The following is an 18,789-nucleotide window of genomic DNA, read 5'->3' on the forward strand; positions in this document are numbered from 1 at the left end:
CGCGCCGAGGAGCTACGACGATCGTGACCGCAACCGGACCCCGCAAGGCCCCCGACGTCGTGGACGTCGTCGCGCTCGGCGAGTCCATGGTCACGTTCCTGCCCTCCCGGCCGGGCCGCCTCGCCGACGTGCCCTCCTTCGACCGCGCCATCGGCGGCGCCGAGTCCAACGTGGCCTGCGTGCTGGCCGCCGCCGGGCACACCACACGCTGGGTCAGCAGGGTCGGCGCGGACGGCTTCGGCGACCACCTGGTGGAGACGATCACGGCCCACGGCGTCGACACCAGCGCCGTGCGCCGCGACCCCGCCCGCCCGACCGGCGTCTACTTCCGCACCGCCGGGGACCGCGCGACGGACGCCCACGAGGTGGCGTACTACCGCGCGGGCTCGGCGGCCTCCGCGATGAGCGTGGGCAACACCGACCTGGCCGCCTGCCGCGCCGGCCGCGTGCTGCACCTGACGGGCATCACCGCCGCGCTCTCGGAGACCTGCCTGCACCTGCTGCGCGAACTGACCGCGCCCGCCCCCGGCCGCCCCCTGCTCTCCTTCGACGTCAACCACCGCCCCGGCCTGTGGCGGTCCGCCCCCGCCGAGGCCCGCGTCCTGCTGGACCTGGCCCGCAGGGCGGACCTCGTCTTCGTCGGGGAGGACGAGGCGGAGGAGGCCTGGGGCATCACCGGCGGCCCGTCGGCGATCCGGGAGGCGCTGCCCGAACCGGAACTGCTGGTGGTCAAGCGCGGAGCGGACGGCGCGACGGCGCTGGCACACCCCGCGCCGGGCCCGGCGTCCCGCGCGACACCGCTCACCGAACCCGCGCCCCACGTGACCGTCACGGCCGCCCCCGGCGCGGGCGACGCCTTCGCCGCCGGCTTCCTCTCGGCCACCCTGCGCGGCCTCCCGCTGCGCACCCGCCTCCGCCACGGCCACCTCACGGCCGCCGCCGCCCTCACCGCCCCCGGCGACCTCGCCGCACCTCCCGCCCGCGCCCACGCCGACCGCCTGGCCGCCCTGGACGACGCCGCGTGGGGGAGACTGCGACTCGGCCCCGGCTGGACAGCCGCCGACGACGACCGGGCCGACGAGGAGGTACGCACACCATGAGCCAGACCGTAGACAGAGCACTGAGCATCCTGCCGCTGCTCGCCGAGGGCCCCGCCGACCTCGGACAGGTCGCCGACCGCCTCGGCGTGCACAAGTCCACGGCCCTGCGCCTGCTGCGCACCCTGCACGAGCACGGCTTCGTCTACCGCCAGTCCGACCAGCGCTACCGCCTCGGCGCCCGCCTCATCGCGCTCGCCCAGGAAGCGATGGAGAACCTCGACGTCCGAGAGATCGCCCACCCCCACCTCGTGCGCCTCAACGAGACCTGCGGGCACACCGTGCACCTCGCCGTTTACGAGGAGAACGAGGTGCTCTACATCGACAAGGTCGAGAGCCGCTACCCCGTGCGGATGTACTCCCGCATCGGCAAGCCCGTCGCCATCACCGTCGCGGCCGTCGCCAAGCTGCTGCTCGCCGACCTGCCCGAGCCCGAGCGCCGCGCCGTCGCGGACAAGCTCGACTACCCCATGTACACGGCCCGTTCGACGCCGAACGCCGACGCCTTCCTGAAGGAGCTGGCCACGGTGCGCGAACAGGGCTGGGCCACCGACCTCGGCGGCCACGAGGAGTCCATCAACTGCGTCGCCGCGCCGATCCGCGGCGCCGACGGCCGGGTGGTCGCCGCGATGTCGGTCTCCGCGCCGAACGTCGTCGTCACCGCCGACGAACTCCTCACACTGCTCCCGCTGGTGCGCCGTACGGCGGACGCCATCAGCGGCGAGTACTCCGGCAGGACACCAGTAAAGGGCACCGTATGACCGAGAAGACCGCGCTCACCCCCAAGACCCACACCACCCCGCCCGCGAAGTTCTCGCACGGCGTGCGCAAGGGCAACATCCTCCAGGTCGCAGGGCAGGTCGGCTTCCTCCCGGCCGAGGAGGGCAAGCCGCCCACGCCGGCCGGTCCCACCCTGCGCGAGCAGACCCTCCAGACCCTCGCCAACGTCAAGGCGATCCTCGAAGAGGGCGGCGCCGGCTGGGACGACGTGATGATGATCCGCGTCTACCTCACCGACACCGCCCACTTCGCCGAGATGAACGACCTCTACAACACCTACTTCGAGGAGCAGGGCCTCACCCAGCCGCCCGCCGCGCGCACCACGGTCTACGTCGGCCTGCCCGCGGGACTCCTCATCGAGATCGACGCGCTGGCCGTCCTCGGCTGAGGACACCCGCGACTCCCCACACCCCCGCACCCCGCACCCGGTCACGGCGCGGCGCCCACACCCCCGGGCGCCGTGCCGCGATCCCCCCTGCCCGAAAGCCCCATGCATTCCGTGCACTTACCCAGAGGACCCCCCGATGTCCTTCCCGTCCCTCACCCTTCCGCTCGCCGCCCCGGCTCCGGCCGGGACCCCACCCCACACCGGCGGCCTGCTCCTGCTCGTCGACGGCACCGCGGGCCTGCTGACCGTCGCCGCCATCGGCATCGCGCTGCTGCTGTTCCTCATCATCAAAACGAGGCTCCAGCCGTTCGTCGCGCTGCTCGCCGTGTCCATAGCCGTCGGCCTGCTCGCCGGCCTGTCCGTCACCGAACTCTTCGGCACCGTCCAGCGCTCCGACGCCGTCTCCACCATCGAGTCCGGCATGGGCGGCATCCTCGGCCACGTCGCCATCATCATCGGCCTGGGCACCATGCTCGGCGCGATCCTCGAAGTCAGCGGCGGCGCCGAGGTGCTGGCGTCCCGGCTGCTCGGCCTGTTCGGCGAGAAGCGGGCACCGCTCGCCATGGGCCTGACCGGCCTCATCTTCGGCGTCCCGGTCTTCTTCGACGTCGGCATCTTCGTCCTCGCGCCGATCGTGTACGCCGCAGCCAAGCGGTCCGGCAAGTCCGTGCTGCTCTACTGCCTTCCGCTGCTCGCGGGCCTGTCCATGACCCACGCGTTCCTGCCGCCGCACCCCGGGCCGGTCGCCGCCGCCGGACTGCTGCACGTCGACCTCGGCTGGGTCATCCTCATGGGCGTCGTCTGCGGCATCCCGGCCGTGCTCGCCGCCTGGGTGTTCTCCGCGTGGATCGGCCGCCGCATCTTCGTCGCCGTGCCGCAGGACATGGTCGAGGCCGCCGCCGAGGCCAAGCGGGCCGTCGTGGACGAGCAGCGCGCCGCAGGCGTCGAGCCCCGCGAGGAACCGGTCGCGCTCGGCACGGTCCTCGGCATCATCGGCACGCCGCTGATCCTCATCCTCGCCGCCACGTTCTCCTCGATCGCCCTGGACCCGTCCACACTGCGCTCGGTCGTCGAGTTCTTCGGCAACCCGTTCGTCGCCCTGACCATCGCGCTCGTCCTCGCCTACTACCTGCTCGGCATCCGGCGCGGCTGGTCCCGCAAGTCCCTGGAGACCGTCTCGACGGCGTCCCTGAAGCCGGTCGGCAACATCCTGCTGGTGGTCGGCGCGGGCGGCGTGTTCGGCGCGGTGCTGAAGGCGAGCGGGGTCGCCCAGGCCCTGTCGGACACCTTCAACGGCGTGGGCCTGCCGGTGATCGTCCTCTCCTACCTGATCTCCGTGGTGCTGCGCGTGGCGCAGGGCTCGGCGACCGTCGCGATCGTGACGACGGCCGGCATCGTGGCGCCGCTGCTCGCCGAGGGCGACCACTCGCAGGCGTTCGTGGCGCTGGTCATCATGGCGATCTCGGCCGGCTCCATCTTCGCCTCGCACGTCAACGACGGCGGCTTCTGGATGGTCGCCAAGTACTTCGGCATCAGCGAACGGGACACCCTCAAGACGTGGACCGTGCTGGAGAGCGTGCTGTCGGTGGCCGGGTTCGCGGTGGCGGCCGTGCTGAGCTTCTTCCTGTAGACGCCGGGGGGTTCGTGTAGGCGTCTGATAACGAAGTAGGGGCTGGCTGTGCTCGGCACAGGTTTGTCGACCATACTGCTCCGCTGTGGAGCAGCGCATAGGTTCGAGCAGCCAGCCCCTGGAGGGCGCCGGGTTCGACCCGGCTTTCATCCCCGGGCTCACCTCTCCCGCGTCCGGCAAGGACGCCAGGCCGGAGCGGGCCGCGGACGACGCGGCCGAGCCGGAGGAGGGTGAGGAGCCGGAGCCCGCCGCCCCCGAGGCGGAGGAGCCCGCAGCGCCGGAAGCGGAGGAGCCGGCCCCCTTCGAGGAGGAGGCCGACCGCGACGGACCCGTCTTCGAGGCGTCCGACTTCCGCGCGCGGATCGTCGCCGACCACCGGGGCGTACGCCTGCGTCTGGACGACCAGGAGTGCGAGTTCCGCTGGGACGAGATCGGCGCCGTGGAAACGGAGTCACCGCGCTTCGGCAAGCTGTTCACGGTGACGGTCCACACCCCGGACCGCCGCTGGTACCCCATCGAGATCCTGGCCGGGTCCAGGTCCGAGCACAAGGACTGGGACGAGCAGCTGGACAAGGTCCTGGACGCCTACTTCGACGACGAGGCGGGCGAGTAGCGCCGGCTAGCCGCAGTACTGCGCGGCCTTGCCGATCGACCGGTACATGCAGTCCGCGTTCTCCAGCAGTTGGAGCACCGCGTCGCGGTTGCGGGACGTCTCCCGCTCGATCACCTCGTCGGGCGGGTAGAAACCACCTCCGGAGCTCGACCCCGGATACATCTCGAAGGTGTAGCCGAAGATCTTCTGGCTGCCCCACAGCCAGTCGTCGATCGACCCGTCGGTGATGTACAGGTCGCTGGACTGCTCCGCCGTGTAGCCGTTGCTGGCGCCCATCTTCTGACCGACCGCCGCGAAGGCGTTCCGGTCGTCCGCCGTCATGCCGGTCGTCGTGTCGGCGTAGGTGTAGCCGAACGGCCACAGCACCAGCTCGCTGTACGTGTGGAAGTCGATCCCGGCCGTGATCTGCTGCTTGCCGCCGACGACCCGGCTGCGCACGAAGTCGGCGACCACCTTCACCTCGGGCGCCGACTCGGCCGACGGACCGCGGTACGTGTCCGAGGACGGCGAGCCCGAGGAGCCGCCGCAGCAGCCCCAGCGGTAGTTCCAGTTCCGGTTGAGGTCCGTACCGACGTACGAGGAGCCGGAGTTGGGCTGGCGGTTCTTGCGCCACGAGCGGTAGGAGCCGGACGCGATGTCGTACTCGCCGCCGTCCGGGTTGAGGTCCGGGACGATCCAGATCTCGCGGTTGTTCACCATGTTGGTGACGCGCGAGTCGCTGCCGTAGCCGGCGCCCAGTTCGCGGATCAGGTACAGCGCCATCTCCACGGTGAGGTGCTCGCGGGCGTGCTGGTGGTGCGTGAACAGCACCTCCGGCTCGCTCTCGTCGGCCGTGACGTTGTCGCTGATCTTGACGGCGACGATGTCGCGGCCCTGGTACGACTTGCCGATGACGCGCTTGCTCATGATGCGCGGGTAGGCGGCGAGCCGCTGGTCTATCTCCGCGTTCATCTCGGCGTAGTTGTGGTAGCGCGAGTCGGCGGACGGGAAGTCGTAGAGGCGTATCCCGTCCGCCGGCGAGGAGCGGTCGGGGGCGGCGCCGAGCGGCTGGACCTCGTAGCCCTGCTTGCGCAACTGCTTGATCTGGGCCGCGCGTCCGGAGACCACGACGGTCTCCTCGTCGGCCTCGTCCACCGTGACGCCCGCGGCGGCGATGGCGGTCCGCATGGCCGGGGTGCTGTGGTGGACGTGGATCTCGTACTGGCGGACGTCGTCGGCCGACGGGGCCGTTCGGCGGGCGCTGTCGGCGTCGGCGTCCGATGCCGTCGCCGAGATGGGTGCCGCGAGGGCGAGGGCGAGCAGGGCGGCGAGGGCGGCGGTTCGTCTGCCGCCGCGGATGCCTGAGTCTCGGATGCGGAGTCGCATGAAGTCTCCTTGGTTCTCCAGGGATTCCGGGGTCACCGGAAGTGGGGAGTGGAGCAGGGGGGTGGTTCAGCGACGTGCGGGTGGGGCGCCCGGTGTGCGGGCTGCCGCTCATCGTTCAGGTCGTGGCATGCGCAGGTCAATAGAGAACCGGGGGCGAATGACGTGAACCGACCGCAAATCGGCCGCGCAGTGTACGCATGCCGGTCACGCGAGGGGACTTGACGCGCGAAATGCACTCGTGTGTGTGACAAGTGCGTGCATATATGTACGTCCCGGGAGACAGTGAGGGTCCCTCACGCGGGGGACCCGGACGCTCCGGCTCCCTACCGGCGTTCCGGGCCGGCACGTGCGGGCCGGACGGCTGCGGTCGGCGACAGCCGTACGAGCCGCGCGTGCCGCCCGCGTCACAGGCGCCGCCGACCGAGCCGGTCGTACGCGCATCGCGTGAAGATCCCCGCAGGCCCTCTTGCCCCACCGGCATCGATGGGCTTACTTGACCTGCATGGCGGACACCACGGGAAACACCAGCAAGGCCGCGGCCGGCGGCGCGCCGGACTCCGGCCCCCGCAAGTCGAGCTGGCGCTACATCGGCCCCGGCATCGTCGTCGCCGCGACCGGCGTGGGCGCCGGCGACCTCGTCGCCACCCTCATCGCGGGCAGCAACTTCGGCTACACGCTCCTGTGGGCCGCGGTCCTCGGCTGCCTCGTCAAGATCTCCCTCGCGGAGGCGGCGGGCCGCTGGCACCTGTCCACGGGCCGCACCCTCTTCGACGGCTGGGCGAGCCTCGGCCGCTGGACCACGTACTTCTTCGTCGTCTACGTCGTGATCTGGGGCTTCGTCTACGGCGCGGCGGCGATGTCGTCCAGCGCGCTGCCGCTGCAGGCCCTGTTCCCCGACGTGATGGACCTCGAATGGTGGGGCGTGGCCTGCGGCCTGGTCGGCCTGGTCTTCGTCTGGTTCAACAAGTACGCGGTCTTCGAGAAGGTCATGACGGTCCTGGTGGGCGTCATGTTCGTGGTGACGGTGTACCTGGCGATCAGGGTCACGCCGAACCTCGGCGACACCTTCGCCGGCCTGCTCCCGGTCCTCCCCGACGAGAAGGACTCCGTCCTCAACACCCTCGGCCTGATCGGCGGCGTCGGCGGCACCATCACGCTCGCCGCGTACGGCTACTGGGTCAACGCCAAGGGCTGGACCAACACCGGCTGGATGAAGGTCATGCGGCTGGACAACCGGGTCGCGTACATCACGACCGGCGTGTTCGTCGTCGCCATGCTCCTGGTCGGCGCGGAACTGCTGCACGCCGCCAACGTCTCCCTCGCGAGCGGCGACAAGGGCCTCGTCCAGCTCGGCGACATCCTGGAACGGGAGTACGGCACCGCCACCGCCACGTTCTTCCTGATCGGCTTCTTCGCCACCTCCTTCACCTCGCTGATCGGCGTCTGGCACGGCGTGAGCCTGATGTTCTCCGACTTCGTGGCCCGCGAACGGGCGGCCCGCGCGGGCCGCCCCGAGGCGCGCGGCGAGGCGATCGCGTCCGGCGACCGGGAGCGGTCCTGGCCGTTCCGCGCGTACCTGCTGTGGCTGACCTTCCCGCCGATGGTCCTGCTGTTCCAGGGCCAGCCCTTCCGCCTGGTCATCATCTACGGCGTGCTGGGCGCGGCGTTCATGCCGTTCCTCGCGCTGACCCTGGTCTGGCTCCTCAACTCCTCCCGCACCCCGCGCGAATGGCGCAGCGGCCCGCTCAGCAACGTGATGCTGGCCGTCGCCGGGCTGCTGTTCCTGGTGCTGTGCGTCAAGCAGATCTGGGACCAGCCCTGGTCGGAGTTCTTCTAGACGTGGTTGGGGCACGCACGTCCCGGCGGCGGGCGGGGGCGCGCTCGCCGTCCGCTCGTCGGCGCCGCCCGACTCCTCCCCGCTGAACTCGCCTCCGTCAGCAGGTCCTTGAGCGTGCCGAGCACGTCGTCACCGGAGACGGCGCCGCCCGCGCGCCCGGCCGCCGGCGACGAGCGCGGCACGGTCGGTCTCGAAGGCGCCGCCGGTGCGGCGCAGGGCGTCGGCGGGTTCTTCCTCGAAGGGGTCGCTGTGCTGGTCGACGGGCATGGCCGACGACCGTTTCCGCGTGGGTGTCGAAGAGGCGTGGACGGGAAGGGACGGACGGGCGAGTTGACCCGCGGGCGTGGGCGCGGGGTCAGGGTCTGGCGTACTCGCCGATCTCCTCGCCGAGCAGCTCCCGCGGCCGGGCGAGCGCACGGACGCACCGGATGCGCACGGCGGCCGAGCCGGCGTTGAGCGTGTCGGCGGTCCGGGGAGATGTTTCACGGCCGGCTCACAGAGTCCCGCGGGGCGGACCGGAACCATTGACAGAGGTGTGGTGCCCGGAGAAACTCTCACGACCCAAGCTCGAAGTTTTCTTCACTGTGCGAACAGAGAGCGAAGCAAGCGCCCTCCCCGCCACACCGCCGTGGCAGAAAGTGAGAGCCCCGTGGCCGCCCCGACCGCGTCCCCGCCCGAGCGCACCTTCCGTGCTGTCGGTCCGGTCATCGCCCTGTGCTGGCTCGCCGTGTTCTTCGACGGCATGGACGTCAACATCTACGGCGCGACGATGCCGCACCTCCTCGCCGACGAAGGGCTCGGCTTCACGCCCGCACTGGCCGGGACGATCGGCAGCTGGACCACGTTCGGCATGCTGATCGGCGCCCTGGCCGCCGGCTCGCTCACGGACTGGCTGGGGCGCAAGCCGCTCGTCACCGGCAGCGTCGTGCTGTTCTCGCTGGGCTCGGCGCTGTGCGCCCTCGCGCCCGGCGCCACCGTGTTCGGCGCGGGCCGGTTCCTGTCCGGGCTCGGGCTCGGCGGGCTCATGCCGGTCGGGCTCGCCATCGTCGCCGAGTTCGCCCCGCCGCGCCGGGCCGCCCTCGCCACCGGCCTGATGATGACCTCGTACCACGCGGGCGGCATGGCGGCCACCGGCATCGGTCTCGTCGTCGCCCCCGAGCACGGCTGGCGCTGGGTGTTCTGGGCGGGCGTCCTGCCCGCGCTGATCGCGGTGCCGCTGGTGGTGAAGTGGCTGCCCGAGTCGCCCGGCGTGCTGTTCGCCAAGGGGCGCGCCGACGAGGCCTACGCCGTCGCCGACCGGTACGGGCTGGAGCGGCCCGGCGAGCGGCAGGCGCCCGAAGCCGGTGCCAAGGGGCGCATGGCGGCGATCACCGCGCTGTTCGCGCCCGGCACCCGCTGGGCGACGCCGCTGCTGTGGATCGCGTCCTTCGCGGGCCTCCTCCTGGTCTACGGCGTCTCGACCTGGCTGCCCGAGCTGATGCGCGCCACCGGGTACTCCCTGTCCTCCTCCGTCACCTTCCTCATGATCATCAACGCGGGCGGCATCGTCGGCATGTTGATCGCCGGCCGCACGGCGGACCGGTTCGGGCCGGTGAAGGTGTCCGCGCTGTGGTTCCTGCTGACCGCCGCCGGGACGTTCCTGCTGACGGCGAAGCTCCCGCTCGGCGCCGCCTACGCGGTCGTCTTCGTCACCGGCATCTGGCTGTTCAGCGCCCAGGTGATGGTGTACGCCGCCACAGCCCGCGTCTACGCGCCGCGCGAGCGGGCCACCGGCCTCGGCTGGGTCACGGGCATCGGCCGGACCGGCGCGGTGGTCGGCCCGACCCTCGGCGGCGCGGTCCTGGCGGGCGGCGACGCGGGCCTGGGCTTCACGGTGTTCGCCGTGACGGCGGTGCTCGGCGCGGTGGCGATCTCCCTCGTGCCGCTCGCCGGGAACCTGCGGCGCCGGCGGGCCAAGGGCGCGGCGCCCTCGCTCCTGCCGGCGACGGACTGAGCCGGCGGAGCTGACGCCGGACGCCGGACGCCGGACGGGCAGGGGCGGCCACCGCGGTGCGCGGGGCCGGCCCTGCCCGTCGCTCGTTCAGTCCGCCGCCGCTACGGCAGCGCGTGCACGTGCGGTCCGACCGCGTTGGACCACGCGTTGCCCGCCGTGGCGTCCCAGTTGGTCGACCACGTCATCGCGCCCCGCAGGTCGGGGTACGTCTTCGACGGCTTGAAGGAGCCGCAGTTGGTGCCCTTGGTCAGGCAGTCGAGGGCGGCGTTCACCACGGACGGCGCGACGTATCCGCTGCCCGCGCCGCGCGTGGACGCCGGAACGCCGAGGCCCACCTGGGACGGGGCGAGGCCGCCCTCCAGCTGGATGCAGGCCAGGGCCGTCAGGAAGTCGACCGAGCCCTGGCTGTAGACCTTGCCGTCACAGCCCAGCATCGAACCGCTGTTGTAGTACTGCATGTTGACGACCGTGAGGATGTCCTTCACGTTCAAGGCCGTCTGGAAGTAGGAGTTCGACGTCGACTGCATGTCGATGGTCTGCGGCGCCATCGTGAGGATCATCGACGGCCCCGCCTTCGCCGACAGCGCCCGCAGCGCCTGCGTCATGTACGTCGCGTTGAGGCCGTTCTCCAGGTCGATGTCGACGCCGTCGAAGCCGTACGTCTGCATCAGCGTGTGGACGGAGTTCGCGAAGTTCGTCGCCGACGCCGAGTCGTTCACCGTGACGGTGCCCTTCTCCCCGCCGATCGAGATGATGACCTTCTTGCCGGCCGCCTGCTTGGTCCTGATGTCGGCCTTGAACTGGTCGACGGTGTAGCCGCCGAGCCCGGCCGAGTCCAGGTTGAAGGTGACGGCGCCCGGCGTGGAGGTCGCGTCCGCGAAGGACACCGCGATGATGTCGTAGTGGTTCGGCACGTCGGTGATCTTCTGGACCGCCGCCCCGTTGTTGAAGTTCTGCCAGTAGCCCGTCACCACGTGCTTCGGGAGCGTGGTGCCGCCGCCGTCCTGCCGGGGCTTCGTACGGGCCGTCACCGCCGCCGACCTCGCCGACTCGCCCGCCGCGTTGCTCGCGGTCACCTGGAAGCTGTACGACGTGTCCGCCGCGAGGCCCGTCACGGTCGCGGAGGTGCCGCCGACCGCCGTGACCTTCGTGCCGTCCCGGTAGACCGTGTAACCCGTGGCGCCCGAGACCGTGTTCCAGGCCAGCGAGACCGACGAGGACGTCGTCGACGGGGCGGTCAGGCCGGCCGGCGCGCTCGGCACGACCGGGTCCGGGTCGGTGCCGCCGCCCCCGTCCGGGCCGAACACCGAGACGTCGTCCACGTAGTACGCGGCCTGCCCGTACCAGCCGTGCGTGTAGAGCGTCACCGACGTCGTCGCCGAGCCGGTCGTGAAGCGGGTGGTCAGCTGCTTCCAGGCCGACGAGTCCGGCGTCCAGGTCGACACGTCGGTGGTGCCCGTCCCCGTGACGCCCAGGTAGGCGTACCCGCCCTGCACCCAGGCGCTCAGCGAGTACGTCGAGTTGGGCCGGACCGCGACCGTCTGGCTGCACCGGGCGTTGTCCTGCGCGGCCGGCGTGGCCTTCAGCGCGGTCGTGCCGCCGTGCACCGGGGAGGAGACGGTCGTGCCGCTGTTCGCGGAGCAGGTCCAGTTGCTGAGGCCGGACTCGAAACCGGCGTTCTTGGTGTTGTTGACGTCCGCGGCGGACGCCTGGCCGGTTCCGGCGAACGAGAGGGCGAGGGCGGCGAGCGCGGTCGCCGCCCACAGCCGTCGGCGTCCGGGCATGCCTGGTGCGCGGTCCACTGGGGCCTCCGGTGGGGGAGAAGGGAGGAGAAGGAGGGGTGGTGCGAAGGGAGGGCTGACGGTGGCCACCGCTGGAGGTACAAGTTGGTCCAGACCAATTGAACTGTCAAGAGGTCCAGACCAAATAGCAGGTCAACCCGCCCGGAACCGCGGGGCCTTGAGCGCCGTGCGGCCCCCGGAAGGACCACCGCAGGGGGCGCCCCGCGGCTCTCAGTCCCGCCCCTCCCACCACGCGTCCAGCAGCATCCCCACCGCGCACCCCGCCAGCAGCACCGCCGTCGACATCCAGAACGCCAGGGTCGCGGGCCCCGCCCGGTCCCAGTGCAGCGACAGCGTCAGTACCTGCGCGGCGGCCGGCACCGCGCACCCCGCCGCCGCGTGCCGCACCGGCACCTCGCGCCACGGCTCCGGGTGCACCCGCGCCGCCGCCCACGTCGCCAGCACCACACACACCAGGTTCGGCAGATGCACCAGCGCGAGCGCCGCGCCGAACGAGCCGACGCCGCGCGGCCCGACGAAGGTGTCGTACACCGTCGTCATCTGCGCGTACTCGGTCAGCAGCAGGACGAGCACACCCGCCGCCCAGGCCCGCACCAGGGCCAGTGCCGGGCCGGAGGCCGTCCCGGCCGGCGGGGACGTGCCGTACCGCGACATCAGGAGCCTCCGATGATCTCGTAGCAGAGCAGGGTCGCGAAGCCCAGCGCCGCCATGCCGCAGCCGGCGGTCAGCACCAGGGCCAGGAGCACCGGGGACCAGCTGCCGCGGCCCGCGACGGTCGCCGTGCCCCGCGGGTCGCGTGGGTCGTAGGCGACGGTGACCGGCGTGCCCTCCGTCATCGACCAGGCCGCCAGGTCCTCGAACTCGACGCGCTCCCCGCCGGCCGTGTGGAAGGCGAAGAAGTGCCGCTTGGCGTCGGAGCGCTGGTACGGCTCGGTCTCCACGCGGACGCACTCGCCGCCCGCCCGCGCCCCCCGCCGCAGCACCCGCGCCACCGTCGCCAGCCGCCGCGCGTACTTCGCGGACAGCGCGCCGAACAACGCGGCAAGCAGCGCGAGGACGACGTGACCGGCGCCCGGCACCTCCACGGCTAGCGCACCTCCACCGACTCGACGATCCTCTCCAGGTCCCCGTCGGACAGCTCGCCCCGGGCCGCGTCGACACGCACCGCGAACGCCGTGTCCGAGGAGTCCAGGCCGGTGAGGATCACGCCCTCGACGGGCGTGCCCCTGGGCGGTCCGCCGTCCTCGCCGGTCGCCTTGAAGGTGAAGTCGATCCGCCTGGCCTCGTCCGTACCGGCCAGCTCGACCTCCCGCTGTCCCTCGACGCGGGCGCCCATCTGGATGCCCGCCTCGGCCGCGATGGCCGCCTGCTCGGCCGAGTTCGCCTGCGTGAAGCCGAGTTGCACGGTGATCACCGACACCGTCCGGCCGCCCTCCGCGCGCCCGGCCGCCGCCGCATTGTGCCTGCCGCGCTCGGCCGCGCTCCACTCGTCGTAGCCCTTGGGGTACGCCACGGAGACGCCCTTCGTCTCCAGCGTTCCCCAGCCGTCGGGCACGGAGCCGGAACCGGAGCCGGGCTGCGAGTTTCCGCAGCCGGCGAGGCCCGCGCAGCAGGCGAGCGAGAGAGCGGACAGCAGGCCTGCGGCCACATGCGTACGGCGCGTCTTCATCGTGACGGCTCCTTCCCCGATCAGTTCGCACAGTAGCTGTACGGGACGTAGGAACGGCCGTTCCCGCGAGGGGCGCCCAGGAACTCCGCATCGGTCAGGGTCTCCGCCTTCTGTTCCGTGCTCACCGACAGGCCGAGGCTCATGCCCAGGTTCAGCTCGAAGCCGTACTCGGCCGCGCTCACCTCGCCCGTGTACGTCATCCGGCTGGACTGGCCCTTGTCGAACAGCAGCCGGCCGAAGGGGTCGTCCGCGCCCGGCCGGGACGTCGGCGCGTGGTCGTCGAACATGTACTGGAACGGCGTCGCCACCTGCTCGTTGGAGCTGTCCAGCCACTGCTCCGCGACGGCCCGGTCGGCGTCGCCCTCCGGACCCGGCGGGAAACTCACCGAGTGGGAGACGATCTCGACGCCGGTCGAGCTGTCGGTGCCCTTCACGCTGCCGCTGCCGCCCCGCTTGTCGCCGCCCGACTTGCCGTTGTCGCCGCCGGCCTTGGCGCCGTCCCGCCGGCCGCCCTCCTCGACGGTCCGGGTCATGTCGACGCGGACGAGCTTCCCGGTGGTCTTGTCGTAGGTGACGGTGATGGTGCCGGTCTGCCGCGTGTTCGCCGAGTACTCGCCGCCGAGCGGGCCGGCCTCGTAGCCGACCTTGGTGCCGTACTCGACGGACGAGGCGTACGTGTACGACTTGGTGTTGCTGTGGGCGTTGTCCGTCCAGGTCACCTCCGGCGCGTACTTGAAGCTGCCGCCCAGCGTGGCGCTCAGCTTCTTCTCGTCGGCCGCCGAGATCTGCAGACCGGCGGACGCCGACGCCTCCAGGCCCACCTTGCCGTAGGTGATCTTCCGGTTGTCGCCCAGGCCGTTCTCGACGCGCTCCCGGGTCTCCTCCTCGTCCTTGAGGGGGCCGGTCCCGAACAGGTACAGGATGCTGTCGCCGACGCTCGCCTCCGCGCCGCCCGGCATCGTGCGCCGCATCTCGTACATCTGGAGCTTCTCGATGTCGTCCCGGAAGCGCTGGGCCTCCTCGGGGCTCTTGAAGACCCAGGTGTCGCCGTTGGTCACCTTGATGCCGAGCCCGAGCTCGACCTTGTCGGCGCCGAACCGGCCCACCGTCATGCCGGGTTTGAAGTCCTTCTTCGCGGCGACGGACGCCGCGTCCGTGAAGGTCAGGTAGACCATCTCGTCCTTGTCGTCGACCCTGCCGTCGCCGTTGACGTCCGTGTTCGCCTTCAGGCGCTGCTCCTGGAAGCCGTACTCCTTGCCGATCTCCCAGAAGAAGATCTTCGCCTTGGAGCCCGCCTTGTCGGTGACCGAGGAGACCTGGCACAGCGACGGCTCGAAGTCGGCGTCGGTCAGCGGCCTGCCCTGGTCCGTGCCCGACCCGCAGTCACCGCCGCCGGCGATCCGGCAGATCTGCGTGGCGATCCTGTCGTGGACGAGCTGTCCGAGCCCGGTCGCGGAGATGCCGAGCACGACGGCCGCGCTCACGACGACCATGCCCAGATACTCGGTGCCGGTGGCGCCCCGGTCGTCGTAGACGCGTGTCCGGCCGCGCGTCCGTATGCCGCCCCCGTCAGTCACCGGGCACCCCTCCTCGCCAGTGGCCTCACCCGTGGACGGCGAGAGTAGGCACGCGGGGCCGGGCGGGGCGTGGGCCCGGGGGCCCAAAGGGAGGCCCAGCGTCAACGCGGCGCACAGGGCCCACACCCGGAACTCGCCCGTTTCGGCCGGCGAGATGCTCAGCCTGCCCCGATTTGACGCCTCTTGTGTGATGCCAGTTCCTCATCAGCTACACAAACGCTGTTCTCCGGTCACAGAGCCGTGGATACAGTGCTGAGGAAGTCACGCGGTGAAGTCACCAGGTGCATCCGAGTGGCACACCGGTGGGCCGTCGGGCATGGGGAAACGGGGAGCTGCGCGTGCCAACTGCCGTAGCCGTGACCAGCGCCGACATGGCGCTGCCGCCGCAGGACGACCGGACCGTGCCCGCCGTCGTGCTGCACGACGTCGACCGGCGCCCGCTCGACCACGTGCTGTCCGACATCCAGGTCCTGCTCGACCAGTACGGGCACCTCGTCGTCGTGTACTCGGGGGCCGTGCCCCCCGCGGTGGAACGCCGGCTGCGCACCGTGCGCGCCCTGCTGGAGAGCGACCGGATAGCCCTGTTCCGCCCGGACCTGCCCCCGCTCGGCGTCGCCGTACTGGCCCGCCAGTTGAGGCAGTTGGCATCCTGCGACATCAGTCCCGGTGTCCTCGCCTCCGCCGGGCGGCTGCTCACCCACTACGTCCACGCCGGGGCGCTGCTGGGCTCCGTCGCCCGCCTCGACCGCATCCCCGTGAGCCTGAAGTCGCACGCCCGGTCCTGGGTGCCCGGCAGCCAGTTCGCCGTGCTCGCCCACCCCGAGCCGCAGCTCGTCCGCCTGGGCCCCGACGCCGCCCTGCCGGGCCCGGAGTTCGGCACGTGGATGCTGGTCGGCAAGGGGCAGCTGCAGTCCGACTGGGTCACGGGCACCCTCGCCAAGTCCTGGAACGCGCAGGGACTGCGAGAAACGGTCCTGCCCGCCGAGTCGGCCCGCTGGTGGGGCACCGGCAGGCTGATCGAGTTCGCCGGATTCCTGCCCGACCTGTCGGTCCTCTACCAGCTCGTCACGTCGGTGCGGCGCGGCGTCTGCCACTGGTGCGGCATCGACGTCATCGGCGACCGCTGCGTCTTCTGCTCCGCCACCCCGCCGGACCACGGCGGACCGCCGGACCCCCGCGACCACACCCGACCGGAGCACCGACTGGAGCACCGAACGCCCGCCGGCTGAGGCCGCCCCGGCCCCGCTCGCCCCGACCGAAGTCCCCTCGACCGATATCCCCCAATGAGGTTGCACGGTTCATGAACTCCCGTCAGCGCCGCGGCGTGATACTCCTGCTCCTGTCGGTCGTCTGCGCCCTGGGCGCCTTCACCGGCGTGCTCTCCGTCATCAGTGACGTGAAGTCCAAGGTCGGGCCGGAGGTCACCGCCTACCGGCTCAAGGCCGACGTGGCGCCCTACACGACCCTCAGCACGGGCCAGTTCGAGAAGATCGAGATGCCCGAACGGTGGCTGTCGGAGAACGCCGTCACCGACCTCTCCCAGATCCGGGGCAAGATCGCGGTGACCACGCTGCGGGAGGGCTCCCTGCTGCAGAGCGACATGATCGTCGATCAGCCCGCCCTGCGCCCCGGGCAGCAGGAGGTCGCCATCATGGTCGACGCGGCGACCGGCGTCGCCGGCAAGATCACGCCCGGCTCCACGGTCAACGTGTACGCCACCTTCGAGGGCGAACGGGAGGGCGCCCCCTCCCAGTCCAAGATCATCGTGACGAACGCCAAGGTCCTCGACGTCGGCGAGATCACCGCCCTCGACCCCGAGGAGAGCGACCGCACCCAGGAGCCCACCGACGCCGTCCCGATCACCTTCGCGCTGTCCACGCTCGACGCCCAGCGCATCACCTACGCGGAGTCGTTCGCCCAGCGGGTCCGGCTCGCGCTGGTCGCGCCCGGCAGTGACACGACCGTCCCCGACCGGGAGCGGACGTACGAACTCGCGAAGGACAAGTGAGAGGCCCGCATGCCCACGAGGATCCTCCCGGCAGTCGGCGACGCGGACGCGGTCCGGTCCATCACGACACTGCTCAGCCAGCTCCCGGACGCCGAGCCGGTGGCCCCGGTGGTGGACTCCACGCAGCTCGTCGACACCCTCGCGCGGCTCGCCGCCGAGTCCGTGGACGAACTGCCCGAGGTCGTGGTGGTGCACGAGCGGATCGGCCCCGTCCCCGCGCTGGAGCTGGTCCGCGAGGTCGCCCTGCGCTTCCCGGCCGTCGGCGTCATCCTCGTCACCTCGGACGCGAGCCCCGGCCTCTTCCAGGCCGCCATGGACTACGGGGCCCGGGGCCTGGTGGCCCTCCCGCTGAGCTACGAGGAACTCGCCAGCCGCGTCCAGGCCGTCGCCCAGTGGTCGGTGGGCGTACGCCGCCACCTCGGCACCGGCGGCGACGTGTTCACCGGCGTCGGCGGCACCGTCGTCACCGTCAGCGGCGCCAAGGGCGGCGTCGGCACCACCCTCACGGCCGTGCAGCTCGCGCTCGCCGCGCAGACCTCCGGACGCGCCACCGCCCTGGTCGACATGGACCTCCAGACCGGCGACATCGCCTCCTACCTGGACGTCCAGTTCCGCCGGTCCGTCGCCGACCTGGCCGCCATCACCGACATCTCCCCGCGCGTCCTCGCCGACGCCGTCTTCCGCCATGACTCCGGGCTCGCGCTGCTGCTCGCGCCCGGCGAGGGCGAACGCGGCGAGGACGTCACCGACCGCGCCGTCCGCCAGATCGTCAGCGCCCTGCGCTCCCGCTACGACGTCGTCGTCATCGACTGCGGCGCCCAGCTCGGCGGGGCCGGCGCCGCCGCCGTCGAGATGGCCGACACGGCGGTGCTGGTCGCCACGCCGGACGTGATCGCCGTACGGGGCGCCAAGCGCACGGTGCGGATGTGGGACCGGCTGCAGATCCGCAAGGCGGAGGAGACCACGATCGTCGTCAACCGCCACAGCCGGGTCACGGAGATCCAGCCGCCCCTGATCCAGAAGATCACCGGCACGCGGGTCGCCCGCACGTCGGTCCCCGCCAACTTCAAGGAACTCCAGGGCGCGGTCGACGCGGGCCGCCTGCACGAACTCGACAGCAAGAGCACGGTGAAGCAGGCACTGTGGGCTCTCGCGGGTGAACTCGGTCTGGTCAAGGCCCCCGAAGGCGCCCAGAAGGGCGGCAGGTCGCGGGGCGACCGGGGCGCGGTGAGCCTGCGGCGGCGCAGGGAGGCGGGCGGATGAGACACGTGAGGCCACGGCACCTTCGGCGGGACAGCGGGCAGGTCACCATCGAGTTCCTCGGCATGACCCCGACGATCATCGTGACGCTGGTGGTGCTGTGGCAGGTGGTTCTCGTGGGGTACACCTTCACCCTCGCGGGGAACGCTGCCGACGAGGCGGTACGGGCGGGGACGGCGGCCGAGTACGACCGCCCGGGCAAGTGCTCGGCGGCCGGCCTGGACAAGCTGTCGAACGCGTGGAGGGACGGCGCCGACGTGAGCTGCACCACCGGCAACGGCTACGTGACCTCCGACGTCAGCCTCAAGGTGCCCGTCCTGTTCCCGGGCACGATCGACTTCCCGTTCACCGTCAAGGGGCACGCGGGGGCCGTCGAGGAGGCGACACGGTGATGACGGGGAGCACCGGACGGACGTATCAGCGGCGGGGCCGCGACCGGGGGCAAGTGGCCCTCGAATACCTCGGCTTCATCCCGATTCTGCTGATCGTCGCCCTGGCGGCCGTCCAGCTGGGCCTGATCTCCTACGCCGCGCAGCAGGCGGGGACGGCGGCGCGGGCCGGGGCGCGCAGTGCCTCGCTGGACGGGCCGTACGCGGCGGACTGCCGGGCGGCGGTCAGCGGCTGGCTGGCCGACGGCCTCGACTGCGCCCGCGCGCACCTCGGCGACGAGGTGACCGTGACCGCGACCGTCGACATCCCCTCCGTGGTCCCCGGCTGGGACTTCGACCCGGCGCGCAAGACCGCCACGATGCCGCTCGACCACTGACCGA

The 18,789-nt window shown here is 71.7% G+C and carries 19 protein-coding genes and 1 pseudogene; 12 read left to right on the forward strand and 8 right to left on the reverse strand.

The features are described from left to right. Window positions 1-23: 23 nt before the first annotated feature. The 5 genes from QC282_RS06860 (at window position 24) to QC282_RS06880 (ending at window position 4,508) form a co-directional block, all read left to right on the forward strand. Window positions 24-1,100 carry a sugar kinase gene (locus QC282_RS06860; RefSeq protein WP_279548310.1) on the forward strand — a complete coding sequence of 359 codons (1,077 nt, stop codon included), beginning with the start codon at window positions 24-26 and terminating at the stop codon, window positions 1,098-1,100. Then, window positions 1,097-1,858, forward strand: a complete 762-nt coding sequence (locus QC282_RS06865; RefSeq protein ID WP_279548311.1) for an IclR family transcriptional regulator — start codon at window positions 1,097-1,099, stop codon at window positions 1,856-1,858. The genes QC282_RS06860 and QC282_RS06865 overlap by 4 nt, the downstream gene beginning before the upstream one ends. After that, a complete protein-coding gene (locus QC282_RS06870) occupies window positions 1,855-2,265 on the forward strand; it encodes a RidA family protein (protein ID WP_279548312.1) in 411 nt (136 codons plus the stop codon). The genes QC282_RS06865 and QC282_RS06870 overlap by 4 nt, the downstream gene beginning before the upstream one ends. A gap of 136 nt (window positions 2,266-2,401) precedes the next feature. Continuing rightward, window positions 2,402-3,895, forward strand: a complete 1,494-nt coding sequence (locus QC282_RS06875; protein ID WP_279548313.1) for a gluconate:H+ symporter — start codon at window positions 2,402-2,404, stop codon at window positions 3,893-3,895. A gap of 85 nt (window positions 3,896-3,980) precedes the next feature. Further along, window positions 3,981-4,508 (forward strand): hypothetical protein, encoded by a 528-nt coding sequence (locus tag QC282_RS06880; protein ID WP_279548314.1) that lies wholly within the window; start codon window positions 3,981-3,983, stop codon window positions 4,506-4,508. 6 nt (window positions 4,509-4,514) lie between these two features. Here the strand turns inward: QC282_RS06880 and QC282_RS06885 are convergent, their stop codons facing one another. Beyond that, entirely contained in the window at window positions 4,515-5,873 is a 1,359-nt protein-coding gene (locus tag QC282_RS06885) for a M14 family metallopeptidase (RefSeq protein ID WP_279548315.1), read from the reverse strand. Window positions 5,874-6,375: 502 nt separating this feature from the next. Between QC282_RS06885 and QC282_RS06890 the strand changes: the two genes are divergently transcribed. Continuing rightward, window positions 6,376-7,710: an Nramp family divalent metal transporter gene (locus tag QC282_RS06890; RefSeq protein ID WP_279548316.1), complete on the forward strand. Its 1,335-nt coding sequence runs from the start codon at window positions 6,376-6,378 to the stop codon at window positions 7,708-7,710. 129 nt (window positions 7,711-7,839) lie between these two features. Here the strand turns inward: QC282_RS06890 and QC282_RS06895 are convergent, their stop codons facing one another. Continuing rightward, a complete protein-coding gene (locus QC282_RS06895) occupies window positions 7,840-7,977 on the reverse strand; it encodes a hypothetical protein (RefSeq protein WP_279548446.1) in 138 nt (45 codons plus the stop codon). Between the two features lie 88 nt (window positions 7,978-8,065). After that, window positions 8,066-8,179, reverse strand: a pseudogene (locus QC282_RS06900) (SigE family RNA polymerase sigma factor); the annotation flags it as partial. A 180-nt stretch (window positions 8,180-8,359) separates the two neighbouring features. On the opposite strand from QC282_RS06900, the gene QC282_RS06905 reads away from it, so the two are divergent. After that, window positions 8,360-9,703 carry an aromatic acid/H+ symport family MFS transporter gene (locus tag QC282_RS06905; RefSeq protein WP_279548317.1) on the forward strand — a complete coding sequence of 448 codons (1,344 nt, stop codon included), beginning with the start codon at window positions 8,360-8,362 and terminating at the stop codon, window positions 9,701-9,703. 101 nt (window positions 9,704-9,804) lie between these two features. Here the strand turns inward: QC282_RS06905 and QC282_RS06910 are convergent, their stop codons facing one another. The 5 genes from QC282_RS06910 to QC282_RS06930 form a co-directional block, all read right to left on the reverse strand. Continuing rightward, the gene (locus QC282_RS06910) at window positions 9,805-11,487 is read right to left on the reverse strand and encodes a glycoside hydrolase family 18 protein (protein WP_279548318.1); all 1,683 of its coding nucleotides are present in this window, start codon (window positions 11,485-11,487) and stop codon (window positions 9,805-9,807) included. A gap of 228 nt (window positions 11,488-11,715) precedes the next feature. Beyond that, a complete protein-coding gene (locus tag QC282_RS06915) occupies window positions 11,716-12,159 on the reverse strand; it encodes a hypothetical protein (protein WP_279548319.1) in 444 nt (147 codons plus the stop codon). Continuing rightward, on the reverse strand, window positions 12,159-12,590 hold the full coding sequence (locus QC282_RS06920; RefSeq protein ID WP_279548320.1) for a DUF3592 domain-containing protein: 432 nt from the start codon (window positions 12,588-12,590) through the stop codon (window positions 12,159-12,161). The genes QC282_RS06915 and QC282_RS06920 overlap by 1 nt, the downstream gene beginning before the upstream one ends. A 2-nt stretch (window positions 12,591-12,592) precedes the next feature. Then, entirely contained in the window at window positions 12,593-13,174 is a 582-nt protein-coding gene (locus QC282_RS06925) for a hypothetical protein (protein ID WP_279548321.1), read from the reverse strand. Window positions 13,175-13,194: 20 nt separating this feature from the next. After that, complete coding sequence (locus tag QC282_RS06930; RefSeq protein ID WP_279548322.1) at window positions 13,195-14,751, reverse strand: hypothetical protein; 1,557 nt, start codon at window positions 14,749-14,751, stop codon at window positions 13,195-13,197. A 371-nt stretch (window positions 14,752-15,122) separates the two neighbouring features. Between QC282_RS06930 and QC282_RS06935 the strand changes: the two genes are divergently transcribed. The 5 genes from QC282_RS06935 (at window position 15,123) to QC282_RS06955 (ending at window position 18,785) form a co-directional block, all read left to right on the forward strand. Next, entirely contained in the window at window positions 15,123-15,980 is an 858-nt protein-coding gene (locus QC282_RS06935; protein ID WP_279548435.1) for a hypothetical protein, read from the forward strand. A gap of 71 nt (window positions 15,981-16,051) precedes the next feature. Then, the gene (gene cpaB / locus QC282_RS06940) at window positions 16,052-16,759 is read left to right on the forward strand and encodes a Flp pilus assembly protein CpaB (RefSeq protein WP_279548323.1); all 708 of its coding nucleotides are present in this window, start codon (window positions 16,052-16,054) and stop codon (window positions 16,757-16,759) included. A gap of 9 nt (window positions 16,760-16,768) precedes the next feature. Continuing rightward, a complete protein-coding gene (locus QC282_RS06945; protein WP_279548324.1) occupies window positions 16,769-18,022 on the forward strand; it encodes an AAA family ATPase in 1,254 nt (417 codons plus the stop codon). Beyond that, window positions 18,019-18,411, forward strand: coding sequence for a pilus assembly protein (locus QC282_RS06950; protein WP_279548325.1), 393 nt, complete (start codon window positions 18,019-18,021; stop codon window positions 18,409-18,411). Before QC282_RS06945 ends, QC282_RS06950 begins: the two co-directional genes overlap by 4 nt. Further along, window positions 18,411-18,785 carry a TadE/TadG family type IV pilus assembly protein gene (locus tag QC282_RS06955; protein WP_279548326.1) on the forward strand — a complete coding sequence of 125 codons (375 nt, stop codon included), beginning with the start codon at window positions 18,411-18,413 and terminating at the stop codon, window positions 18,783-18,785. Before QC282_RS06950 ends, QC282_RS06955 begins: the two co-directional genes overlap by 1 nt. Window positions 18,786-18,789 lie beyond the last annotated feature (4 nt).

The organism is Streptomyces sp. DH24, from assembly GCF_029813775.1.
Taxonomy (GTDB): Bacteria; Actinomycetota; Actinomycetes; order Streptomycetales; family Streptomycetaceae; genus Streptomyces.